General features: G+C 66.8%; 19 protein-coding genes and 1 pseudogene. 4 read left to right on the top strand and 16 right to left on the bottom strand.

The window, feature by feature from the left end; all coding sequences use genetic code 11:
• Positions 1-2 precede the first annotated feature (2 nt).
• The 13 genes from ACFXKA_RS33890 to ACFXKA_RS33830 form a co-directional block, all read right to left on the bottom strand.
• Positions 3-458 (bottom strand): hydrogenase maturation protease, encoded by a 456-nt coding sequence (locus ACFXKA_RS33890; RefSeq protein WP_379430471.1) that lies wholly within the window; start codon positions 456-458, stop codon positions 3-5.
• A 24-nt stretch (positions 459-482) separates the two neighbouring features.
• Positions 483-602, bottom strand: coding sequence for a DUF6893 family small protein (locus ACFXKA_RS33885; protein ID WP_379388039.1), 120 nt, complete (start codon positions 600-602; stop codon positions 483-485).
• Between the two features lie 15 nt (positions 603-617).
• Positions 618-1943: a hypothetical protein gene (locus tag ACFXKA_RS33880; RefSeq protein WP_379430414.1), complete on the bottom strand. Its 1326-nt coding sequence runs from the start codon at positions 1941-1943 to the stop codon at positions 618-620.
• Positions 1943-2587, bottom strand: coding sequence for a DUF6084 family protein (locus ACFXKA_RS33875; protein ID WP_379430413.1), 645 nt, complete (start codon positions 2585-2587; stop codon positions 1943-1945). Before ACFXKA_RS33875 ends, ACFXKA_RS33880 begins: the two co-directional genes overlap by 1 nt.
• Positions 2584-3219, bottom strand: a complete 636-nt coding sequence (locus ACFXKA_RS33870) for a DUF5947 family protein (protein WP_354844177.1) — start codon at positions 3217-3219, stop codon at positions 2584-2586. The genes ACFXKA_RS33875 and ACFXKA_RS33870 overlap by 4 nt, the downstream gene beginning before the upstream one ends.
• Positions 3216-4133 (bottom strand): NifU family protein, encoded by a 918-nt coding sequence (locus tag ACFXKA_RS33865; protein WP_379430412.1) that lies wholly within the window; start codon positions 4131-4133, stop codon positions 3216-3218. Before ACFXKA_RS33865 ends, ACFXKA_RS33870 begins: the two co-directional genes overlap by 4 nt.
• Before the next feature lie 30 nt (positions 4134-4163).
• Positions 4164-5960, bottom strand: coding sequence for a nickel-dependent hydrogenase large subunit (locus ACFXKA_RS33860; RefSeq protein WP_354844171.1), 1797 nt, complete (start codon positions 5958-5960; stop codon positions 4164-4166).
• A gap of 13 nt (positions 5961-5973) precedes the next feature.
• Positions 5974-7029 carry a hydrogenase expression protein HypE gene (locus ACFXKA_RS33855; protein WP_354844168.1) on the bottom strand — a complete coding sequence of 352 codons (1056 nt, stop codon included), beginning with the start codon at positions 7027-7029 and terminating at the stop codon, positions 5974-5976.
• Positions 7030-7155: 126 nt separating this feature from the next.
• A complete protein-coding gene (hypB, locus tag ACFXKA_RS33850) occupies positions 7156-7998 on the bottom strand; it encodes a hydrogenase nickel incorporation protein HypB (protein WP_379430411.1) in 843 nt (280 codons plus the stop codon).
• Positions 7956-8330, bottom strand: a complete 375-nt coding sequence (hypA, locus tag ACFXKA_RS33845; protein ID WP_364618352.1) for a hydrogenase maturation nickel metallochaperone HypA — start codon at positions 8328-8330, stop codon at positions 7956-7958. Before hypA ends, hypB begins: the two co-directional genes overlap by 43 nt.
• 94 nt (positions 8331-8424) lie before the next feature.
• Complete coding sequence (locus ACFXKA_RS33840; protein WP_379430410.1) at positions 8425-9510, bottom strand: HoxN/HupN/NixA family nickel/cobalt transporter; 1086 nt, start codon at positions 9508-9510, stop codon at positions 8425-8427.
• Positions 9511-9657: 147 nt separating this feature from the next.
• Positions 9658-10341, bottom strand: a complete 684-nt coding sequence (locus ACFXKA_RS33835; RefSeq protein ID WP_379430409.1) for a PAS and ANTAR domain-containing protein — start codon at positions 10339-10341, stop codon at positions 9658-9660.
• Between the two features lie 75 nt (positions 10342-10416).
• Positions 10417-13680 carry a protein kinase gene (locus tag ACFXKA_RS33830; protein WP_379430408.1) on the bottom strand — a complete coding sequence of 1088 codons (3264 nt, stop codon included), beginning with the start codon at positions 13678-13680 and terminating at the stop codon, positions 10417-10419.
• 379 nt (positions 13681-14059) lie between these two features.
• On the opposite strand from ACFXKA_RS33830, the gene ACFXKA_RS33825 reads away from it, so the two are divergent.
• Positions 14060-14563 carry a transglycosylase SLT domain-containing protein gene (locus ACFXKA_RS33825; protein ID WP_379430407.1) on the top strand — a complete coding sequence of 168 codons (504 nt, stop codon included), beginning with the start codon at positions 14060-14062 and terminating at the stop codon, positions 14561-14563.
• Positions 14564-14853: 290 nt separating this feature from the next.
• Here the strand turns inward: ACFXKA_RS33825 and ACFXKA_RS33820 are convergent, their stop codons facing one another.
• Positions 14854-18135: a protein kinase gene (locus ACFXKA_RS33820; protein WP_379430406.1), complete on the bottom strand. Its 3282-nt coding sequence runs from the start codon at positions 18133-18135 to the stop codon at positions 14854-14856.
• A gap of 412 nt (positions 18136-18547) precedes the next feature.
• Between ACFXKA_RS33820 and ACFXKA_RS33815 the strand changes: the two genes are divergently transcribed.
• Positions 18548-19057 carry a transglycosylase SLT domain-containing protein gene (locus tag ACFXKA_RS33815; protein WP_379430405.1) on the top strand — a complete coding sequence of 170 codons (510 nt, stop codon included), beginning with the start codon at positions 18548-18550 and terminating at the stop codon, positions 19055-19057.
• Positions 19058-19349: 292 nt separating this feature from the next.
• Here the strand turns inward: ACFXKA_RS33815 and ACFXKA_RS33810 are convergent, their stop codons facing one another.
• Positions 19350-19856 (bottom strand): 4-oxalocrotonate tautomerase family protein, encoded by a 507-nt coding sequence (locus ACFXKA_RS33810; protein WP_379430404.1) that lies wholly within the window; start codon positions 19854-19856, stop codon positions 19350-19352.
• A gap of 95 nt (positions 19857-19951) precedes the next feature.
• Between ACFXKA_RS33810 and ACFXKA_RS33805 the strand changes: the two genes are divergently transcribed.
• The gene (locus ACFXKA_RS33805) at positions 19952-20443 is read left to right on the top strand and encodes a winged helix-turn-helix transcriptional regulator (RefSeq protein ID WP_379430403.1); all 492 of its coding nucleotides are present in this window, start codon (positions 19952-19954) and stop codon (positions 20441-20443) included.
• Here the strand turns inward: ACFXKA_RS33805 and ACFXKA_RS33800 are convergent, their stop codons facing one another.
• The gene (locus ACFXKA_RS33800; RefSeq protein ID WP_379430402.1) at positions 20444-21115 is read right to left on the bottom strand and encodes a cyclase family protein; all 672 of its coding nucleotides are present in this window, start codon (positions 21113-21115) and stop codon (positions 20444-20446) included.
• A gap of 376 nt (positions 21116-21491) precedes the next feature.
• Between ACFXKA_RS33800 and ACFXKA_RS33795 the strand changes: the two are divergent.
• A pseudogene (locus ACFXKA_RS33795) lies at positions 21492-21796 on the top strand (hypothetical protein); the annotation flags it as partial.

Here is a 21796-nt window from a genome sequence, read left to right as displayed (position 1 = left end):
GCTCACACCTCCTGCCGGGCGAGTAGTTCGGCCAGCACGTCGCCGACCGCGGCGACCGCGGCGGGCACGGCGGCGGCGACCACGTCGGTCAGTCCCATACGCTCGTCGACCGACCACACCTGACAACCCACCACGACCGTCGGCGGCACCGCGCCGCCGAGGGCGCGCACGGTCTCGAAGACGGCCTCCGGGTGCATGGCGTGCCCATCGAATCCGGCAGCACCGCCACCGGATTCGGCACGGAAGACCTCCACGCGTCCCGGTTCGCCGCGATCGGGGATCGCGTCCACCAGCACCAGCGCGTCCCATCCGTCGAGCAGGTCGTAGGCCAGGTGCAGGCCCCGGATGCCGTAGTCGGTGACGCGCACGCCGGGGTCGCGGTCCGGCGGCAGCCGCCGAACCACCTCGGATCCGAATCCGTCGTCGCCGAGGAACATATTGCCGATCCCGGCGACCAGTACCCGTGTCGTGCGATCACCCGCTCACATGTGCCGTATCCGGAAGTACCTGCGGATATCGGGGATGGACACAAGGCCCACAGCGACCGCGAACAACGCGGCCAGGGCGACGATCACTATCGCGACCACTCCTACCGTTGCCATCTCCGGCCCTTCCTTTCACTCGGGCGAGCCGTCCAGCGGCTCGATCTCATCGGGGGCGAAATACAGGTAGCGCCCGTACCATTCGTGCAATTCGGCCGCGGGGTCGTCCTCTGCGACCACGCCGACGTGCACCCCGCCGTCCACGTCCTCGTGCACCGTGACCACCCTGGCGGTGCGGCCGGCGTAGAACAGGTCCTGCGCGTCGGCGCGGCGCCCGGGATGCAACCGCACCCGGCTGCCCTTGCGCACCAGCACCCCGGCCACCGCCACCGCGTCGGTGTCGGGCGCAACGGCACTGTCGGCCAACGGATCCCACCAGTCGACGCCGTCGGCCAGCGTGGGCAGCACCCGTGGGGACGGGTCCTCCCGCAGCACTCCGTGCAGGGATCCCATTCGCTCGGCGTCGAGGCGCTCGCAGCGATCGATGATCTCGGCGGCGAGCGGGTCGGTGGCGCGGGCCTCGCGCTTCTCGTCGTCGGTCATGGTCAGCACGCGCAGCGCCAGGATCTCGTCGATCTCGGTGGAGTCGAACAGCGGGCCCTGGCTCTGCGGGGCGATCTCGGGATGGTCGTAGAGGATGATCGGGGAGACCAGCAGCAGCTCGTCCTGGCCGGGCGGGCCCGCCAGCACCGGGAAACAGCGGTGGTGGCAACAGCTCCCGACGACGTCCTCGGCGTCGGGAGGCGGATCGGTGAGCGAATGGAACCGCCCGCCGTCGAGCTCGACGATCAGGTGCGCGCCCAGCAGCGAGCGGGCCAGCGCGTCATCGGGGTCGGTGGCCGCCGCGCCGGTGTTGCGCAGGACGATGCTCACCCGGCGGTAGCCGCCGATGTCGTCCACCGACAGTTCGAGTTCGCCGCGCAGCGGTTCCCGGGTGCGCTGCAACGTGCCGACCACGCCGCCGGCGTCGTCACTGATCGCCGCACTCTCCGCGGCGGCGGGGACCGTGAACGGAAAAACGCCGTCCGCCAGCGGCATCGGGCCGATGTCGTGCTCGTGTTCGACGGCCTCGTCCCAGCTCAGCCAGGACCGACCGGCGGCATGGAGTTCCGCGACGGCGGTGCCGTCCGGGCTCCGGACCGTGCGCCGCTGCCGGTGCAGGAACCGCACCGCGACACTGATCCGCGCCGGCTCGCCGGCCGTGACCGGGAACTGCGTCGCGAGCTCGGAATCCTCGCCCAGCCCGTCGGCGTCCGCCCGCTCGGGTCCGAGCACACCGAACTGCCAGCGGCACACGTTCTTCCGGGCGCTCGCCCGGTACGGGTACAGCAGGTACCCCTCGTAGAGCACCGCGTCGGCCACCGCGCGCGCCGCTGCCCGGGCGGCGACATCGGCGCTCATCACGCACCCCCCGCGGCGAGCAACTCGCGCACCGCCTGGTCGTAGCCGAGCAGGCCGCGACCGGATTTGAAGGCGGACAGCGCATCCAGGGTCTCCCGCGACAACCGCACCCAGCCCGTGTCCGGGAAGTGCGCGGCCATCAGATCCCGCCACACCGACACCGGCATGTTGAACCGGTCGTCGCGGTCCCACGGCACCTGCTGCACCGCGAAACCGGTTTCGCCCCTGATGAACACGGTGCCACTGAACAGGAACGACAGCGGTACCGTGCCATCGCGCAGCGCGTGCAGGTACTTCGAACCCGCGACCTCGAGGTCGTAGGTGCACAGCATCGGCAGATCCACCTCGGTGCCACCGCTGGCGAAGCCGGGAACCATTGTCGCGCAATGCATCCACAGAAAGGAGCGTTGGGTGTCCGACCAGCGCTCCCGGGGACCGAACAGATCGGTCAGGCCCGCGGCCTCCTCGTCGGTGTAGGAGCGCCGGTTCGGGTCGATACGCACCTGTGCGCGCAAGGCGATGGCGTGCACGGGCTCCTCGGACAGCGCGGCGATGCCGATCCGCGCCGACAGGGTCGGCGTCACGGCATACGGTTCGGGCCGGATGCCCAGGACCGCGAAGGTGATCGAGTACGCCGGGCTCACGACGTGCCTCCCACCACGCGAGCCCGCGCGGTCATGGCGGCGAGGAATTCCTCGATGTAGCGCCGGGCTTCCTGCCCGCCGTCGAATCCGCGCCACAGCAACCGCATCCGCCCGACGAATTCGTAGCAGGCGTCGATCGGCAACAGCAGGCAGGTCGGGGTGCCGCCGCGCTCGGGCAGGTGGATCAGTACCGCCTCGACATCGTCGTCGGCCTGTGCGAGCTCGGGATGCCGGTCCAGGATCGCGCTCCACTGGTCCATCGGCAGTTCGGATTCGGTGGCGCCGGCCGGGCCGGGATAGAACGCCACCGTGCGTCCGAGCGTGGAGTTGCGGAAGAAGAAGGCCAGGCCGACCGGAATCTGGAGCGCGTCCCACTCCCCCGGGCCGATGCTGACCCCGGGGAAGGCCAGGCAGCGATCCGGGACCGCGCGATACCGCAGGTTCGCGGTGCGGTCGGTGAACAGCAGATAGCAGGCTCGGCAGACGCACATGAGTTGTCTGCCTTCGACATTCACGACGTGGCTGTGCGCCTCGGCGATGGCTTCACCGCACATCTCACAGCGCTCCCCGGCCGGCGCCGGGGCGGGCCGGGACGTCGCGAGCCTGCGCAGCACGCCGAAGGCGGGATTCATCCGGCCGCCTCCATCGGCACCGCCACCTGCGGTGTGCCCGAACGGATCAGGACCGGGAGCGGTTCCAGATGACCGTCGCCGTCCAGGCGCGCGCCCGCGTGCACGACGTCGAAGTGGGCCCGGCAGACCGGGCAGCGCAGCACGGCCGCGCCGGCCCCGAACCCGGCCCGGCGATGCAGCGCCGCTCCCGCCATCGAATTCCCGCACGACGGACAGTGATCGCGGTAGACGAACAGCTCCTCGCCGACCCGGCAGGCCACGACGGCCGCGCCGGCCAACGCGAAACCGCCCACCTCACCCGCGCCGAGCTGTGCCAGCTCGGGCGCCCCGATCCAGGTTCCGCCGTGCTCGCCGTTGGCGTGGACGCGAGCCAGCAGCGACTCGGCCGGAATCACGCCGGTATTCGAATCCGGTTCGGACGCAACCACTTCGATGGTCTCGATCTCCGGCGCGGCGGCACGCACCGCGTCCTCCACCGCCAGCTCCAGGGTCACCCCGGAGGACGGGCAACTGCGGCAGCTACCGGTGAAGGCCAGCCGCAGCACGCCGTCGGTCACCGCCACCACCGTCACGTCGCCACCGTGCGAGCCCAGGTACGGGCGCACGTCATCCAGCGCCGCACGCACGCGGGTCAGCGTGTCGTGCGGGTGCAGTCCGTGTACCAGCAGCAGGCTGGCGACCAGGTCGTCGGCCGCCAGCCGTTCGACGGTCTCGGGATCGAGCTGCCGGATGGTCCGCTCGAGTCCCGCACCGTACAGGCCGACGATCTCACCGACCAGTTCCTCGGCGCGCTCCCGCGCCACGGGCCCGGCGGCGGAAATCGCACCCAGCAGGGTGTCGATCCGCTCGCCGGCCTCGCGCCAGCGATCGGTGTCCGCGGCCTGAGCGCGGTGGTCCTCGGATCGGTCGTTCACCGCGCTCGCCTCCCGGTACCGGCTCGACCGCTACTCAGCGGTCAGCGCCTGGGTGGGTGAGTGGAGCAGGTCCAGGGACTTGCCACCACCCAGGTACATGTGCACACCGCAGGGCAGGCAGGGATCGAAACTGCGGACGGTGCGCATGATGTCGATGCCCTTGAAGTGCTCCCGATCGTTCTCCTCGAAGATCGGCTGTCCCTGCACCGCGTCCTCGTACGGTCCCGGGGTTCCGAAACTGTCGCGCGGGCTGGCGTTCCAGGGTGTGGGCGGATACGGATGGTAGTTGGCGATCTTGCCGTCCCGGATCACCATGTGGTGCGACAGCACACCGCGCACGGCCTCGGTGAAACCGCAGCCGATGCTCTCGTCCGGCACCTCGAAATGCTCCCAGGTCTTGGTCCGCCCAGCCCGGATCTCCTCGAGCGCCTTCTCCGCGAAGTGCAGCGCGCACGCCGCGGCATAGGCCTGGAAGTAGGTGCGGGCGCGGTTGCGCTCGATGGTGTTGCTGCCGAAAGCCGGTATCGTCCACTCCAATTCGACCGGACCCTTGAGCGCCGTCTTGGGCAGATTGATCTGCACGCTGTGGCCGGTCGACTTCACATAGCCGATATCGACCATCCCCGCCAGGGCGGTGGACCACAGTCGCGCCAGCGGTCCGCCACCGGTGTCGAGCGCGAGATGTTCCTTGCCGTCGAACCAGCGTGGCGACATCACCCAGCTGTACTTGTCCTCCAGGTCGCGCTTCTGCGGGCTGGGGTTCGTGTGCTGATTCCAGGGGTGGCGGCGGTCTATCGGATTGCCCAGCGGATCGGTCTTGACGAACATCTCCTGGTCGGTCCAGTCCTCGTAATACGAACTGCCCAAGAGGATTCGGAGACCGAGATTGATGTCCAGCAGCGAGTGGGTGATCAGTTTCCCGTCCACCACGACGCCGGGGGTCACGAACATCGCGTTGCCCCAGTTCTCCATGTCCTTGTAGTTGAAGTTGCACACCTCCGGATCCTGGAACGAACCCCAGCAGCCCAGCAGCGTGCGCCGCAGGCCGACCCGGTTGTATCCGGGCAGCGCCGCGTAGAAGAAGTCGAACAGGTCGTCGTGCATGGGGACGACCTTCTTCATGAACTCGACGTAGCGCATGAGCCGGGTCATGTAGTCGGTCATCAGCTGGATGGTGGCGACCGTGCCGACCCCGCCGGGGTACAGCGTCGACGGGTGCACGTGGCGGCCCTCCATGAGGCAGAACATCTCTCGCGTGTAGCGGCTGACCTGCAGCGCCTCGCGATAGAACTCGCCGGTGAAGGGGTTGAGCGCCCGCATGATGTCGGCGACGGTGCGGTAGCCGTGCGCCTGCGCGTGCGGCGCCTCGGTCTTCTCGGCCAGGGCCAGCACGCCCGGGTTGGTCTCGGAGACCATCTTCTCGCAGAAGTCCACGCCGACCAGGTTCTCCTGGAAGATGTTGTGGTCGAACATGTACTCGGCGGCCTCACCCAGATTGACGATCCACTCGCCCAGATTCGGCGGCTTCACCCCGTAGGCCATGTTCTGGCAGTAGCACGAACAGGTGGCGTGGTTGTCGCCGCAGATGCCGCAGATGCGGCTGGTGATGAAGTGCGCGTCACGAGGATCCTTGCCGCGCATGAAGATCGAGTAGCCGCGGAAGATCGAGGAGGTGCTGTGACACTCGACCACCTCCCGATTCTCGAAGTCGATCTTGGTGTAGATGCCCAGACTCCCGACGATGCGGGTGATCGGATCCCAGGCCATCTCGACGAGGGCATCCGGTTGGATCGTGCGGTGCGAGGGCTCGGGAATGATCTCGGTCATCGGATTGCCTTCCCTACCAGGTCCGGACCGCGCCGGAATCCAGTTTGTCTCCCTTGTGCCGCCAGCTCGGCTCCTTGTCCACGGTGCGGCCGGTGATGTGCCGCAGACTGCGAATCACCGAGCCGTACAAACCCGACGCGGTGGAGGAGAACTTGCCGCCCGGCGGCGGGTCCATGAAGGGCATGAACTTGTCCGGGAATCCGGGCATGGTGCAACCGATACAGATACCACCGACATTCGGGCAACCGCCGACACCGTTTATCCAACCGCGTTTGGGCACATTGCATTTCACGACCGGGCCCCAGCACCCCAATTTCACGATGCATTTCGGCGAGCCGTATTCTGTGGCGAAATCCCCTTGCTCGTAATAGCCCGCGCGATCGCACCCCTCGTGCACCGTCGCACCGAAAAGCCATTTGGGGCGCAATGCCTCGTCGAGCGGGATCATCGGGGCCTGGCCGGTGGCCATGTAGAGCAGGTAGGTCAGGGTCTCGGAGAGATTGTCGGGCTGGATCGGGCAACCCGGCACGCACACGATGGGAATGCCGGCCTTGCTCTTCCACTCCCAGCCCAGGTAGTCGGGGACGCCCATGGCGCCGGTCGGATTGCCGGCCATGGCGTGGATGCCGCCGTAGGTCGCGCAGGTGCCGGCCGCGACCACCGCGGTCGCCTTCGGTGCCAGCCGATCGACCCATTCGCTGGTGGTCATGGGCTGGTTGGTCTCGGGATTGTTGCCGAATCCGCACCAGTAGCCCTCGACGTGCAAACGCTCGTTCGGGATCGACCCCTCGACGACCAGGACGAAGGGTTCGAGCTCGCCACGATCGGCCTTGAAGAACCATTCGAGGAAGTCGTCGGCTCCCCCGGTCGGGCCACATTCGTAATCGATGAGTGGCCAATGAACGGCGATCTTGGGCAGGCCAGGCAGGGATCCGAGAGCTATCTCCTCGACACTGGGCTGGGTGGCGGCAGTCAGGGCCACCGAGTCGCCATCACAACTGAGTCCCGCGTTGATCCAGAGAACGTGGATCAGCGTCTGCTCCGCATTGACTGCTTCTTTAGTCGGCATGGAGAGGTGCCACCCTTCGAAGCGAAAAGCCAGGGGGTCGGGCGTCGCCGCTTTCTCGAAAACGACCGGCCGGTATGTGAGCCTGATCACGTAAGTTTAGGCTCGGCCAGAGACCGCCTCAAGGGTTCACCGAACGGGCACGCGCTGAGCGGACAGCCACTCGTACCACTGCGCCAGACCCGCCCCGGTGGACGCCGAGATCTCCAGGATTCGGACTCCGGGATTCACCGATCGCGCGAGCTCACCGAAGCGGCCCGGGTCGAAGTCGACGTAGGGCAACAGATCGATCTTGTTGATCAGCACCAGGGTCGCCACCGAGAACATGTGCGGATACTTCAGCGGCTTGTCGGTGCCCTCGGTCACCGAGATCACCACGACCTTGCCGCTCTCACCCAGATCGAACAGCGCCGGGCACACCAGGTTTCCGACGTTCTCGATGAACAGCAGGCTGCCGGACTCCGGCGCGAGCAGGTCGAGGGCGCGCCGGGTCATGGCCGCGTCCAGGTGACAGCCGGCACCGGTATTGATCTGTGCCACCTTGCATCCCGTGGCCATGATCCGCTCGGCGTCGAGCAGGGTCTCCTGATCCCCCTCGATGACGGCGATCGGTGCTCCACCGAGTTCACGAATGGTGCGCACCAGCAGCGTGGTCTTTCCCGCGCCCGGCGAGCTCGTCATATTGAGCGCGAGGATGTCGCGTTCGGCGAGCCAGGCCCGGTTCTCCTGTGCCAGCCGGTCGTTCTTGGCCAGGACCTGCTGTTCCAGCGTCACAGTCTCGGTGATCGGCAGGTGCACGTGGTCACCGCCGTGTTCGTGGCCGGCATGGTCGTGCCCGGGGTGCCCATGGTCGTGATGGGTGTGGTCGTCATGGACGTGGCCGTGATGGTCATGGTCTTCGCCCGGGTCGTGCGGGTGGGGGACGGTGATCAGTCCGCCCGTCTCGCCACCGCATCCGCAGGTAGCACACATGGGTCGCTCACCTCCATGGATCGGATTCGCAACTCCCGCCCGGCGGTCACCTCGACATCCGCACTGCCGCAACGGCACAGCAGCACAGGATCGGGCAGGACGAAGTCCCGGCCGCAGGCCCGGCACCGGGCCATCCCGGGAATGAGATGGATGTCCAGACGTGCGCCCGCCGCGACGGTTCCCTCGGCGGCCAGATCGAAGCAGAATCGCAGGGCGTCGGGGACGACGGCACAGAGCGCGCCGATCTCGAGCGTCACGCTATGGACGGTGCGGCCGGCCGCGTGTTCGCCGACGGCATCGATGACACTCTGGGTAATCGCCATCTCGTGCACAACGACTCGTCTCGTCGAGAAGAACCCCTACCGAGAAGGACCCCTCTCAAGCTACTCCCGAGCCGCTCCCCGCACACCACCTCACCCCTGCGGTTCATTCCCCGGCGCCAGGTTGCCGCGCGGTGGTCCATTTTTCCTCGAGGCCACCGTAGTGCCAGGTCAGCAGCGCAATGGCCCAGGTGAGGACGAACAGGCCGACCACCAGGAAACCGACCACGTCGAGGTCGAGTCCGCCGACCCAGTCCCAGACACCGCCGGTCCAGCCCAATTGGCCGGCGAGCAGGCCGAGCAGCTCGATGGTACCGATGATCAGCGCGACCGCGACCGACAGCGCCGTGACGGTGATGTTGTAGTAGACCCGGCGCACGGGTTTGGCGAAGGCCCACCCGTAGGCGAAGTTCATGAAGCCGCCGTCGATGGTGTCGAGCAGGCTCATGCCGGCGGCGAACAGAATCGGCAGGCACAGGATCGCGTACCAGGGCAGGCCCACCGCCGCGCCGGTGCCGGCCAATACCAGCAGCGCGACCTCAGTGGCGGTGTCGAAGCCGAGACCGAACAGCAGCCCGATCGGATACATCTGCCAGGGCTTGGTCACCGACCTCGTCACCGGCCCGAGCAGCCGATTCACCAGACCGCGCTGCGCCAGCTGCTGCTCCAGCTCGGCCTCGTCGTGGCCGCCGCCGCGCATGCGCCCGAAGACCCGCAGAATACCCACCAGCACAACGAGATTCAGGATCGCGATGAGGTAGAGGAACGTCCCGGACACCGTCGTGCCGATCAGTCCGCTGTAGTGGTGCAGGGCCGAGGAGTCGTTCTCGATCGGGCCAGCGACGACCCGCACGCCCAGCGAGAGCAGCAGGGCCAGCACCAAGACGACCGTGGAATGTCCGAGGGAGAAGAAGAACCCCACCGACAGCGGACGTTGCCCGTCGTGCATGAGCTTGCGGGTGGTGTTGTCGATGGCGGCGATGTGGTCGGCGTCGAACGCATGCCGCATACCGAGGGTGTACGCGGTCAGGCCGACTCCGATGCCGAGGGTGCGGTCACCGACGCTGAGATGCTGCGGGACGACGAGCGCGACCAGCGTGAACCAGCCCAGCACATGCAGGCCGACGATCACCCCGGCCATCGCCACCATGTGCAGCGATTCCGGCCGGGTCAGTGCCAGGGGCTTCGGCAACGCGCGAAAGGGCCTGCGCTGCTGCGTTGTTGATGCCACGATCTGCCAATCGACGCACACCGAACTCTCTGACGGTAAACCCGCGCTCGCCGATGCTGCAACCGATTGTTCGCGTATCGCGGGGTGCTGCCCGCAAACCGCCGGCAGTCATTGCTCAGGTACTCGCTCGTGGGCCGTCAGCAGCAGGTGGTCGAAGTGGGTGCGAATCGGCTTCGCCGCGTCCGCCAGAGCTTGCAGGTCCTCCATCAATTGCGCGGCCAGGGCACGCAGCTTGGTGTTGGTCTCCTGCGATCGCCAGGCGAGCACCCGGAACGCCGCCTCGGCGCTGACACCGTAGACCAGCATGATCGCGCCCTTGGCCTGCTCGATCACCGCACGCGCGGCATACAGCTCGGGCAGGCTGTCGTCGAGGGCCTCCTGACGGTGCTCAGCGAGCGCATCGGTCACGTCGATGTAGAACCCGGCCGATCCGACAACCCGATCCTGGCCGTCGACCATCTGATCACCCACCACGATCACGTCGTGCACGTTCCCGTCGGTATCGATGATGCGGTGGCGGCTCGAGAACGGCAGCGCATCGTTCACCGAACGCGCGATCATGCTCGCGACCTGGGCACGATCCTCGGGATGCTTGTGCGAGAGCAGCAGATCAGTGGTCGGCGACACCGCGCCCGGCCGGTAGCCGTGCATCACCGCCACCTCATCGGACCACTCCCACCGCTGGTCACCGAACCAGAAGCGGAAGCTACCGACGCTCTGTGGGCGACCGGCGCCCATTACCCGTTCGAGGATCTGCGCATCGTCCGGATGAGCCTCACCGCCTTGTGTCACAGCCGAATTATGCGTTGCCGCACCGGCACGGGGAGCAATTCGACGCGGCCGACACCACAGCGAGACGCCGGCCGGTCATCCCGGACTGCCGCCGGAATTTTCCGCAGCCCACGCCGCTATCTGCGCGCGCGAGGTGAATCCCAATTTGGCCAGGATGTGTTCGACGTGCCCCTGCGCGGTGCGTTGCGAGATCACCAGCCGAGACGCGATCGCTCTGTTCGTCAGACCTTCCGCGACGAGGTCGGCGACCTGCCGTTCACGTTTCGTCAACTGCTGCGGCGAACTCTCGGGCGCGGGGGACGGTTGGTCGAGCGCGAGCCGTACGGCCGTGTCCAGACTCATCGCCGAGCCTTCCTGGCGGGCCCGGTCGAAGGCGCGTACGCCGAGCGCTTGCCGGCTGCTCCGCATGCACTCGGCACGGTATTCGAGCAGATCACGGACCATGAGCGTATCGGTGCCGGCAAGGCCCCCCAACTTGTCCGCCGCGCCCATCAGGACCGCCGCACGGCGAGGTTCGTTCCGGTCGGCCGCAATCCAGGCCAGCGTCTCCAGACAACCCGCGGCGACGAGCGGATCGGAAGTCAACGCGGACAGCCGAACGCCTTCCTCCAGCAGTCGCTTCGCGCGTTCGACATCGCCGCGGCGCCACACGGCGAAGCCCGCCGCGAACAACGCCCATGAGCGATAGATCGTTTCGCCGCAGGCTGCTGTCATGGCGAGCGTCTTCTCGTGGCAGGCGACGGCCCGGGCAACGTCACCGCCCAGGGCGTAGGCCCAGCCGAGAGAGAGTTGAGCGTCCAACTGCATGGCAAGCTCACCGCACGCCTCGTAACTACGGACCACATCGGTCAGCAGGGCCACCGCGTCGGACTCACCGACATTGCCGCGGGCGAGCGCCTGATTTGCCTCGGCGTGGTTGACCAAGGCTCCGACCAGCGGTTCCACCGTCTGCTCGGCCAGTACGCGAAGCTCCGTGAACCGGTCGTTCGCGGTCCGCAGGTCGCCGTTCAAACCCGCGATCGAGCCGGCGGCGAACAGTGCCCTGGCTCGACCCGTGGTCCGGCCGTCGAGCGAATGGCCGAGCACGCGCTCATACCAGCGACGACCCTCGTGGAGCCGCCCGCGCGAGCCCCAGAACAGGTAGAGGTTCGTGATCATCCCGAGCCCGCCTTCCTCGGACTCGGACAGGCTGAACTGCAATGCCTGTCGAAGATTCGGCAGTTCCCGCTCGAGCCGGGCAACCCAATCCAGTTGATGCGGGCCGATGAAATTGGCGTCCGCCTCGCGGACCAGTCGTTCACACCAGTCCCGATGCCGCCAGTGCAGGTCCGGGAACCGACCGGACTCCTCGGCCTTCTCCCGGCCGAATTCCTGCACTGTCTCGAGCATCCGGAAGCGCACCGCCCCATCGGCTTCCTGCCGGACCAGGATCGATTTGTCCACCAGCGCGGACAAGGTATCGAGCACCTGGGACTCGGTCATGTCATCGGCACACACCTGCTCGACGGCGTCGAGTTCGAAGCCGCCGGTGAACACGGACAGGCAAGCCCACAGCCGCTTCTCGTCGGGCGTGCACAGGTCATAGCTCCAATTGACGCAGTACCACAGCGTCTGCTGCCGCTTCGGCGTTCCCCGGCCACCCCGGGTCAACAGGGCGTACCGGTCGCTGAGCCGGGTCTGGATCTGCTCCACCGACATCGTGCGCAGCCGCGCCGCGGCCAGCTCGATCGCCAGCGGCAATCCGTCCAGCCTGGTGCAGATCTGGGCGATGGCACGCTGGTTCGCTTCGGTCATCTCGAATCCCGGCACCGCCGCGGCGGCGCGTTCGACGAACAGTGCCACCGCGTGGGAGTGCGCCAGCGCCCGCTCACTGGTCGAATCCGGAATCCCGAGCGGCTGCACCGGATACACGGTTTCCCCGCCGATCCCCAGTGCCTCCCGGCTGGTGGCCAGGATTCGCACATTCGGACACGCCCGCAGCAGCGCCTCCGACAGCTTCGCGGCCGCGTCGACCACGTGCTCACAGTTGTCCAGCACCAGTAGCAGGTCATATGGTTCCAGCGCCTCGACCAGCGTGTCGAGCACGGATATGACACCTTGGCTTCGTATTCCGAAGACAGCGGCCACCGCATCGGGCAGCAGAGCGTCATCGCGGAGCTCCGCCAACTCGACCAGCCACGCCCCGTTCGCGAACTTCTGCCGGACCTTGTGAGCGACTCGCTGTGCGAGCCTTGACTTTCCGACCCCGCCAATCCCGGTCAAGGTCACCAGGCGCGACCCTGGCAGCAGATTGCCGACCTCGGACAACTGGGTCCGTCGATCGACGAAGCTGGTCAGCTCGAGCGGCAGGTTTCCCGTACCCTCATGCAATCCGTCGCTGCGGATTCGCGGAACTCCTTGCGGCCCTGACGGTTCCGAACTCATCAGCGATTCGGATTCGGAGCCCGATTCGTCGCGAACCGCCATCTCGTCGACCGCGAAACCGTGCTCTCGCTGTATTCGGCGCAGCTGCTCGCCCAATCGCGCTGCGGTAGGCCGGTCGTGCGGGTCGCGAGACATCGCGGCCTCGATCCCTGCGCGTACGTCCCAGGGGATACCGATTTCACAGCGGTCGAGATTCGAGGGGGCGGTGATCCGCACGAATTGGGTCGCCGCCTGCTCACCGCGGCGGCGTTCGAACCCGACGTGGCCGGTGAGCGCACCGAGCAAGGTGGCTCCCAGCCCGTAGACGTCCGAGCTACGGCTGGGCGCCTGTCCACCGAGCACCTCGGGCGCGGTGAAGGCCGGCGAGCCGGTTTCGGCCTCTGTCTCGAACTCGCCGGAGACGTGGGCGATACCGAAGTCGGTCAACACCGGCTCGTCGTAATCGGTGAGCAGTATGTTCGCCGGCCTGATATCGCGGTGGAGAACTCCCGCCCGATGTGCGGATTCCAGCGCCCCCGCGATCCTCACACCGATATGAAGCGTGTCCGCGAGAGACAGCGGACCGTCGTCCCGGAGACGTTCGGCCAGCGAGCCCCGGGAAAAGTACGGCATGACCAGATACGGGCGACCGCTGCCCGTTTGCCCGATCTCGAACATGCTGACGATGTTCGGATGCCCGGTCAGACGCCCCATCGCCCGCTGCTCGCGAAAGAACCGCTCCCGATCCTCCTCCAGTTCACCGGTCAGGACCTTCACCGCCACGGTGCGGTCAGCGGCAACCTGCGTACACCGGTAGACAGCCCCGAGACCGCCCCGCCCGATCTCGTGGGCGTCGTCGAACCCGGCAGCGCTCAACTCCGTGACGACGTCGGGACCGGCATCACGCTGCGTTTCGAATGGAACACTTTCAGCCATCGGTAACTCGTAAATCGCCAGCAGCGGACACCAGCCAGAATATCCCTGCGCGAGTGGTCCGACCATCACGAAAAATGCTCGCGACCGGCCGTGACCGCGCTGCGAGGATGCTGTTGGTTCCCGGGTGGCAACCTCTGCCATGCCCGATACGGGTGCTGGCGGGGCGGCGGATCGAGCCAAGAGCCGGAAAAGGGTGAGTCCTGGAAATAGGTATATCTCCGGGAGATCGGCCGTCGTGCCGAAACAGACCCGCAATCGATGCTGTCTTCACTGCCGAGCGCGGCCGATTCCCCCGAAACGCCGCCAGGGCTCACTTTCGCCCCGCAGGTCGCAAAGGAGCGACATGTGCTCGGCATCGAAATTCCTGAGGAGGAACTCAATGGCCACCGGACGCCGTCCCCGGACCGCCCTTCGTCTCGCCATCTACGCCCTGGCGGCCGCATCATTGTCGATCGCGGCAACCGCCGAGGCCTCGGCACTCGTCCCCGAAACGTCGGTGCAGACCGTTCCAGCAGCCATGAGCACTACCGGCACAAAGGTTTTGGCCGAGTCCGGCGTGTACAGTTCCGACCTCGATGGCTGGATCCTTCAGGCACTGGATATCATGGCGGCGCAAGGCATTCCGGGCAGCTATGACGCGATCCACCGCAACATCATGCGTGAATCCGGAGGCGACCCCGGCGCGATCAACCTCTACGACTCCAACGCAGTCAGCGGCACCCCGTCCAAAGGCCTGCTCCAAGTCATCGATCCGACGTTCCAGGCCTACCACGTCGCCGGAACCTCCTGGGACATCTACGATCCCGTAGCCAACATCACCGCCGCCTGCAACTACGCCGCCGCACGCTACGGATCGATGGACAACGTCAACTCGGCATACTGATCGTCGATAACCCGGCCCTCGATGCAAGGGCGGGATCCTCGACTTCGGCCCGGCAATCTCGCAGTGTCGCGAGGTTGCCGGGCCGAGCCTCGACCAGTCACCCCGTGGCGTCACGCTCACAGGTGCGGAACAGGTCGGCTCGGTTGCCGTCGGCGGTGCCTACGCTGCCGATCTGGCGGTATTGCGGTGTGGGCCAGGGCTTTTCGGGCTGGTGGCCTCGACCTCGATGATGTCTCGATCCTTCGCCCTCGAGCTTCCCCGGGTACCGGATCCCATTGCCGGTCGGCAGGTCAATGAAGCTGTCGTTCGGCGTCTTCTGCGATCCAGGCCGCGATCTGCGCGCGGGAGGTGAATCCGAGTTTGGTGAGGATGTGCTCGACGTGGCCTTGGGCGGTGCGTTGGGAGATCACCAGTTTGGCGGCGATCTGCTTGTTGGTGAAGCCTTGCGCGATGAGGTCCGCGACCTGGTTCTCACGCTTGGTGAGCGCCACGGCCGGACCCGATGCGGGCACGGTGTCGGCAGGTTTCTCGCCGAGTGCATAAGCTACGGCGTCGTCCATCCCCATCGCTCTGCCTTTGCGGAATGCCGCATCGAATCTGCGGGCGCCGAGAGCGGATCGCGTTGTCCGGACACACTCGTCGTGATTGTCCACCATTGGCAAGATGGGCGCAGGGTTACCGAAGGACCGCCGTCCTTCTTGTGCGGCTCCCATCAGTACGGCTGCACGCTCGGCGTCACCGTTGGCATCGGCGACCCAGGCCAGCACCTCGAGGCTCAACGCGGCAACGAACGGACTGCGCATTCGCCGGTTGACTCGCAGTGCATCCTCGAACAATTCGATTGCCCGGGACCGTTCAGCTTGCCGCCAGGCGGCCACGCCCAGTCCCCACAACGCCAGCGATCGGAAGTACGATTCACCGACCTCTTCCGTGATGGAGATCAACTGCTGGTAACACTGGATCGCCACTTCTGTATCACCGGCCAGTGCGTGCACTCCACCGAGTCGGGCCAAAGCGGCAGCGTAAAGGGATCCGTGCCGATTCGAGTTGAGCATCGCGACAGCGCGTTCCAAGCAGGAGACCGCTAGAGCAAGCTCACCGCGATAGAGCGCCACGATACCGTCGGCGTAGACGATCAGTGCCTGGGTCATCGGGGTGGGAACCTGTTCGGCGAGCACGCGTCCCTCCTCGGCAAGGGCGGCAGCCGCCGGCACGTCGCCCTGCACCGCTGCCATGATGCAGCCGGCGTGAAGGGCTTTGACACGGTCGGGTACCGATTGCCGGGCCGGGTGGTGCAGAAGCTGGTCGATCCAACGGCGACCTTCGCTGTACAGACCTCGGAAAGTCCAGAACATGAACAGGGCGGCGGCGATCTGTAGTCCGGCTTCGGCCGCCTGCTCGGTGTTTTCGGCCAGGCTGTATTCGAGCGCGTCGCGCAGGTTGGGTTGTTCGCGTTCGAGCCTGGCGGACCAGTAGGGCTGCCGGTCGCTGATCCACCCGGCCTCCGCGGCGAGCGCCAATTGGTGGCACCAGTCGCGGTGCCGACGCCGTAATCGATGATCCTCGCCGGACTCGCGCAGCTTTTCTCGGCCGTAATCGCGGACTGTCTCCAGCATCCGGAACCGCACCACACCACTCGACTCCTCGCGGATCACGATCGACTTGTCCACCAGCGAGGACAGCACATCGAGCAGATCCTCGGGACCAAGATCGGCGCCGCACACCTGTTCGGCCGCATCGAGTTCGAAGCCTCCGGCGAATATCGACAGCCGGGCCCACAACCGCTGCTCGGCCGTTGTGCACAATTCGTAGCTCCAGTCGACACACCATCGCAGGGTCTGCTGCCGGGTGGGCGCGGTCCGGGTGGCGCGTGTCAGCAGCGCGTATCGATCGTCGAGACGGTGCAGGATCTGCTCGGGCGACATGGCGCGCATCCGCGCTGCGGCCAGCTCGATCGCCAACGGCAAACCGTCCAACCGGGCGCAGATCCGAGCCACGGCCGCCTTGTTGTCGTCGGACAGTTCCAGACCCGGCACCACCGCGCTCGCACGGTCGGCGAACAAAGTCACGGCATCGTAGCGTCGCGATTCCCGCGGCGACGGCTCCCGATCCGGGTCCGGAACCGTCAGCGGCGCCACCCACAGCACCGCCTCGCCGGCGATATCGAGCGGCTCGCGGGTGGTGACCAGAATCCGCAGGTCCGGAGAGGTCCGTAACCATGTCCCGACCAGTTCCGCCACCGCCGCCACCAACTGCTCACAGTTGTCCAGCACCACCAGCGACTTCCGCGTGGACAGGAACTCGACCAACACCTCGGACAACGGCCGCGCCGGATCGTCGCGCAACCCCAGGACGGCCGCCACCGCGTTGACCAGCAGCGACGGGTCGTGGACATCGGCCAGCTCGACCAGCCACACCCCGTCGGCGAACTCCCGGCGCGCCGTCGCCGCCGCCCGCAACGCCAGCCGGGTCTTGCCGACACCACCGATCCCGGTCAACGTCACCAACCGCACCGCCGACAACAGATTCTTCAGCTCCGCCAGCTCAGTGCGGCGGTCCACGAAACTGGTCAACTCCAGCGGCCAAGTACCGCCTCCGCGTGGAGCCGTCGTCACGGGCGGACGCCACCCTGGTGGCTCAGCCGACTTGCGGTCCTGGCGCTCTCGGGCCGGTTCGGGGTGCAACGCCATCTCGTCGACCGTGAACCCGTGGTGGCGTTGCGCCTGCCGGATCGCCTCACCCAAAGCCGCTGCTGAGGGCCGCTCGCGCGGATCGCGGCTCATCGCCGCCGCGACCACCGCGGACACGTCATCAGGGATACCGCTCTCGCGCAGGTCGGGCACCGGCTGGGTGGTGATCCGCAGGAACTGTGTCACCACGTTCTCCCCGCTGCGACGTTCGAATGCCGCATGCCCGGTCAGTGCGCAGAACAGGGTGGCGCCCAGCCCGTAGACATCCGCGGCGGGCGTGGGGTCCTGGCCCTCGAGCACCTCCGGGGCCGTGAAGGCTGGCGACCCGGTCAGAGTTCCTGCGGTCGTCTGGAAGCCCCCGGCGATCCGCGCGATACCGAAATCCGTCAGCGCGGGCTCGCCATAATCGGTCAGCAGCACATTGCCCGGCTTCACATCCCGATGCACGATGCCGAGGCGATGCGCGCTCTCCAGCGCCCCGGCCATCTTCACCCCGATCCACAACACGGTCTCGACCGGCAGCGGACCTTGCCCGCGGATCCGTGCATCCAGCGAACCGACCGGGTGATACGGCATCACCAGATAGGGTCGTCCGCTCGCGGTGACACCCGCCTGCAGCATCGTCACGATGTTCGGATACCCGGTCAACCGCCCCATCGCTTGCTGCTCCCGGAAGAACCGCGCCCGGTTCTCCGCGTCCAGCTCGGCGGTGAGGATCTTCACCGCCACCGTCCGATCCAGCTCGGTCTGCGCGCAGCGGTAGACCACACCGAAACCGCCCCGCCCGATCTCCTCGGCATCCTCGAACCCGGCTGCGGCCAACTCCTCCGTGACCCGATCGAACACGTCACGAACTGTCAGGAACCGATCGTCCTCACTCATCAGCGGCCCACCATCCACCGGCGTCCCGGCACCGAGCAACACCCGCCAGATCTTCGTCAACGCACAGCGTATCCCCGCCGAACCTCGGCAACCGAGCTATCGGGAAGGCGCTCCAGAGTTGGAAAACGCGATTCGACCAGCCGAATTCAGGGACACGGGCCGGCCCGTTCCCGCAGCTGGGTGATAGGGCTCCGCCGCTACGTGCGGACCCCCGCACGCGGATTGAGCAAGAAGCAGAAATAGGTATGTCTCCGGGAGATCGGCCGTCGTGCCGATACAGGCCCGCGACCAATGCTGTCATCACTGCCGAGCGCGGCCGATTCCCCCGAAACGCCGCCAGGGCTCACTTTCGCCCCGCAGGTCGCAAAGGAGCGACATGTGCTCGGCATCGAAATTCCTGAGGAGGAACTCAATGGCCACCGGACCCCGTCCCCGATCCCGGAGCGCCCTTCGCTTCGCTGTCTACGCCCTGGCGGCCGCATCATTGTCGATCGCGGCAACCGCCGAGGCCTCGGCACTTGCCCCCGAAACGTCGGCACGGACCGTTCCAGCAGCCATGAGCACTACCGGCACAAAGGTTTTGGCCGAGTCCGGCGTGTACAGTTCCGACCTCGACGGCTGGATCCGCCAAGCACTCGATATCATGGCCGCACAAGGCATTCCGGGCAGCTACGACGCCATCCACCGCAACATCATGCGTGAATCCGGAGGCGACCCCGGCGCGATCAACCTCTACGACACCAACGCAGCCAACGGCACCCCATCCAAAGGCCTGCTCCAAGTCATCGACCCCACCTTCCAGGCCTACCATGTCGCCGGAACCTCCTGGGACATCTACGATCCCGTAGCCAACATCACCGCCGCCTGCAACTACGCCGCCGCACGCTACGGCTCCATGGACAACGTCAACTCCGCATACTGACCCCCGGGAGCCCGACCCCGCCGACTCGCGCCCGCATGACGTATCTTCGCGCGCGGGTTCGGGCTCGGCGGGGCCGCGCTGTTTCACGAGGTATTCATGCCGACGACGAGACCTTGCTGCGCGCGGATGGCGAACTGGGCGGACCTCATCGACTTCGAGGTTTTCCCGGTCATCACCTCGGGCGGCGTGCGCTCCCGCCTCGAATCGGGCTGAGCCGCACCATAATCCGCGCGGTTGCCGGAGGCCGTCGGTGCCGGTGCTGCCTCGAGATGGCGGCACCGGTACCGGGTGGTCAGCGCGCGCCGTGCGGGAGCGTGGTGCGTTCGACGCGGCTGGCGGCGATCCGCTCCGCCGCCAGCTTGGCGGCCCGTGCGTCGTCACCGGTCAGCCTGCCGAGAATACGGCTCAACGGCCGGACTTCACCGAATCCGCCCCAGTGCCCCTCGGGAATCTCGGTGGGGAACACCCAGATTCGGCCGGGATCACGCGGCCACGCTCCGTCCTCGGCGTCGAGTATCGCCTCGGTGATCTCTGCGATGACGCCGGCTCGCTTGGCGGTGTCCAGTTGTCCTTCCGGGACCGACGGGACCACTTTGTACCGCGGCATGTCGGCGGGTGCGCCGCCGACGTAGACCGCTGCCGGGCGGTGCAGGAACACCCACGAGACCGAGCGCGTGACCGGATCGGCGGGGTCGAATCCCTCGTGGCGGATGAGGATTTCGGTGATCTGATTCATCAGCGCCGCTTCCCGCTCGGCCGTGAAGGTGCCCTCGGGAATGTAGACATCGAGCATCGGCATGCCGACGACCTCCTAGATTTAGTTTCTAAACTCAGATGAACGAACGCTAGGGCCGCTGAGTGGAGATTGTCAACCTAGCCCGATAGGGTGGCCACATGGACCCGGATCGCCGAATCGACACCGTCAACTGCTCGGTGGGACGCGCACTGTCGGTAGTCGGGGAACGCTGGTCACTGCTGATCGTTCGAGAGGCCATCGATGGCGCGACTCGCTTCAGCGACTTCCGTGACCGCTTGGGCATCGCCAGCAACCTGCTTTCCTCCCGGCTCGACAGCCTGGTCGAAGCCGGTGTGCTGCAACGCATCCCATACCAGGAGCCGGGCTCCCGGCAGCGCTACGAGTACCGCCTCACCGAGCGCGGCCTGGACCTGCGGCCGACCCTGGTGGCGTTGCTGGAGTGGGGCGACAAGTATCTGGCCGATCCGCAGGGCCCGTCGGTCGTGATCCGCCATTACACCCCCGACACCGATCACGACTGCGAAGCCCCGGTCCGACTCATCCTGGAATGCGCCGCGGGCCATGCCCATCTACCCCCATCGGCCATCCACCGTACCCCCGGCCCAGGCGCCCAATTCGTGAAATCGTGATCAGTTACCAGCGCCGCCGTGATCGGTCCAGGCGATAGCGCGCAGCGGAAACGAGCCCATCCCGCGCACCGGCGCCGGCAGTGCGACCAGCCTGGCACCGATGTCGGGGACCACATCCAGGTTCGTCATCTGCTCGATGATCGGGATTCCCGCCCCGAGCAATGCGTGGTGACACGGACGCGTGGGCAGCGAGATATCGTCGATGTCGAGCGAGTCGATTCCGACCACCGCCACATTCGCAGCGACCAGCGCCTCGGCGACCTCACCGATCACGAACGGATGCCCGGGGCCCCGGTACGACGGCGACCCCCACCGAGCCGACCATCCGGTATGCACGAGCACCGCCTTGCCCCATAGCCGTGCCGGGTCACCGAGCACATCCGGTCCCACCGCGCGCATGCCCGCCGCGCGGATCATCACGATCGGTACATTGAGCAGCCGCTCCAGCGGCAACTCGGCGATATCGGCGCCATCGGCATGGAAATGGAAGGGCGCGTCGATATAGGTGCCGGTGTTGCCGACCATATCCACCCGCGCGATGTCATAGGCCATGTCGATCAGCGGCGACTGCTGACGCGAAATATCTGTGGTGACCCGCGGTCCCGTCAATCCCGGGTAGGTGAGCATGCCGTCCGAGATCGGATGGGACAACTCCACGGTTGTCCTGCTCATGCCAGGAACCGTACCTCGATCCCGCTGAAGATCTCGGATCGGAGGCGACGTTGCCAGGGCGAGCCTCCGCAGGCGGCTCTTGCCAATTTCTCCAGGAAGTCGGCTGCGGCCACAGCATCACCGGCGGTCCGAGGAATGCGGGAACCCGCCCGCCACGCCAGAGCCGGGTACCGGCGACGCGGCGGATTGATCGAGAAGCAGAAATAGGTATGTCTCCGGGAGATCGGCCGTCGTGCCGAAACAGACCCGCAATCGATGCTGTCTTCACTGCCGAGCGCGGCCGATTCCCCCGAAACGCCGCCAGGGCTCTTCTTCGCCCCGCAGGTCGCAAAGGAGCGACATGTGCTCGGCATCGAAATTCCTGAGGAGGAACTCAATGGCCACCGGACCCCGTCCCCGGACCGCCCGCCGTCTCGCCATCTACGCCCTGGCAGCCGCATCACTGACGATCACGGCAACCGCCCAGGCCTCGGCACTCGTCCCCGAAACGCCGGCACGGACCACTCCGGCAGCCATGAGCCTCTCCGGCAAGATTTCGGCGGAATCCGGCGTGTACGTTTCCGATCTCGATGGCTGGATCCGTGAGGCACTCGATATCATGGCCGCACAAGGCATTCCGGGCAGCTACGACGCCATCCACCGCAACATCATGCGTGAATCCGGAGGCGACCCCGGCGCGAT

Source organism: Nocardia sp. NPDC059228 (assembly GCF_042754245.1).
Classification (GTDB): domain Bacteria; phylum Actinomycetota; class Actinomycetes; order Mycobacteriales; family Mycobacteriaceae; genus Nocardia.
Note: the sequence above shows the minus strand (reverse complement) of the source record. Positions and strands in the feature narration are given on the sequence as shown.

Excerpts from the sequence above, each read along its gene's own strand:
- ACFXKA_RS33885 (WP_379388039.1), bottom strand. The coding sequence starts at position 602 with ATGGCAACGGTAGGAGTGGTCGCGATAGTGATCGTCGCCCTGGCCGCG.
- ACFXKA_RS33880 (WP_379430414.1), bottom strand. The coding sequence starts at position 1,943 with ATGAGCGCCGATGTCGCCGCCCGGGCAGCGGCGCGCGCGGTGGCCGAC.
- ACFXKA_RS33870 (WP_354844177.1), bottom strand. The coding sequence starts at position 3,219 with ATGAATCCCGCCTTCGGCGTGCTGCGCAGGCTCGCGACGTCCCGGCCC.
- ACFXKA_RS33860 (WP_354844171.1), bottom strand. The coding sequence starts at position 5,960 with ATGACCGAGATCATTCCCGAGCCCTCGCACCGCACGATCCAACCGGAT.
- ACFXKA_RS33855 (WP_354844168.1), bottom strand. The coding sequence starts at position 7,029 with ATGCCGACTAAAGAAGCAGTCAATGCGGAGCAGACGCTGATCCACGTT.
- hypB (WP_379430411.1), bottom strand. The coding sequence starts at position 7,998 with ATGTGTGCTACCTGCGGATGCGGTGGCGAGACGGGCGGACTGATCACC.
- ACFXKA_RS33830 (WP_379430408.1), bottom strand. The coding sequence starts at position 13,680 with ATGGCTGAAAGTGTTCCATTCGAAACGCAGCGTGATGCCGGTCCCGAC.
- ACFXKA_RS33825 (WP_379430407.1), top strand. The coding sequence starts at position 14,060 with ATGGCCACCGGACGCCGTCCCCGGACCGCCCTTCGTCTCGCCATCTAC.
- ACFXKA_RS33820 (WP_379430406.1), bottom strand. The coding sequence starts at position 18,135 with ATGAGTGAGGACGATCGGTTCCTGACAGTTCGTGACGTGTTCGATCGG.
- ACFXKA_RS33815 (WP_379430405.1), top strand. The coding sequence starts at position 18,548 with ATGGCCACCGGACCCCGTCCCCGATCCCGGAGCGCCCTTCGCTTCGCT.
- ACFXKA_RS33810 (WP_379430404.1), bottom strand. The coding sequence starts at position 19,856 with ATGCCGATGCTCGATGTCTACATTCCCGAGGGCACCTTCACGGCCGAG.
- ACFXKA_RS33805 (WP_379430403.1), top strand. The coding sequence starts at position 19,952 with ATGGACCCGGATCGCCGAATCGACACCGTCAACTGCTCGGTGGGACGC.
- ACFXKA_RS33800 (WP_379430402.1), bottom strand. The coding sequence starts at position 21,115 with ATGAGCAGGACAACCGTGGAGTTGTCCCATCCGATCTCGGACGGCATG.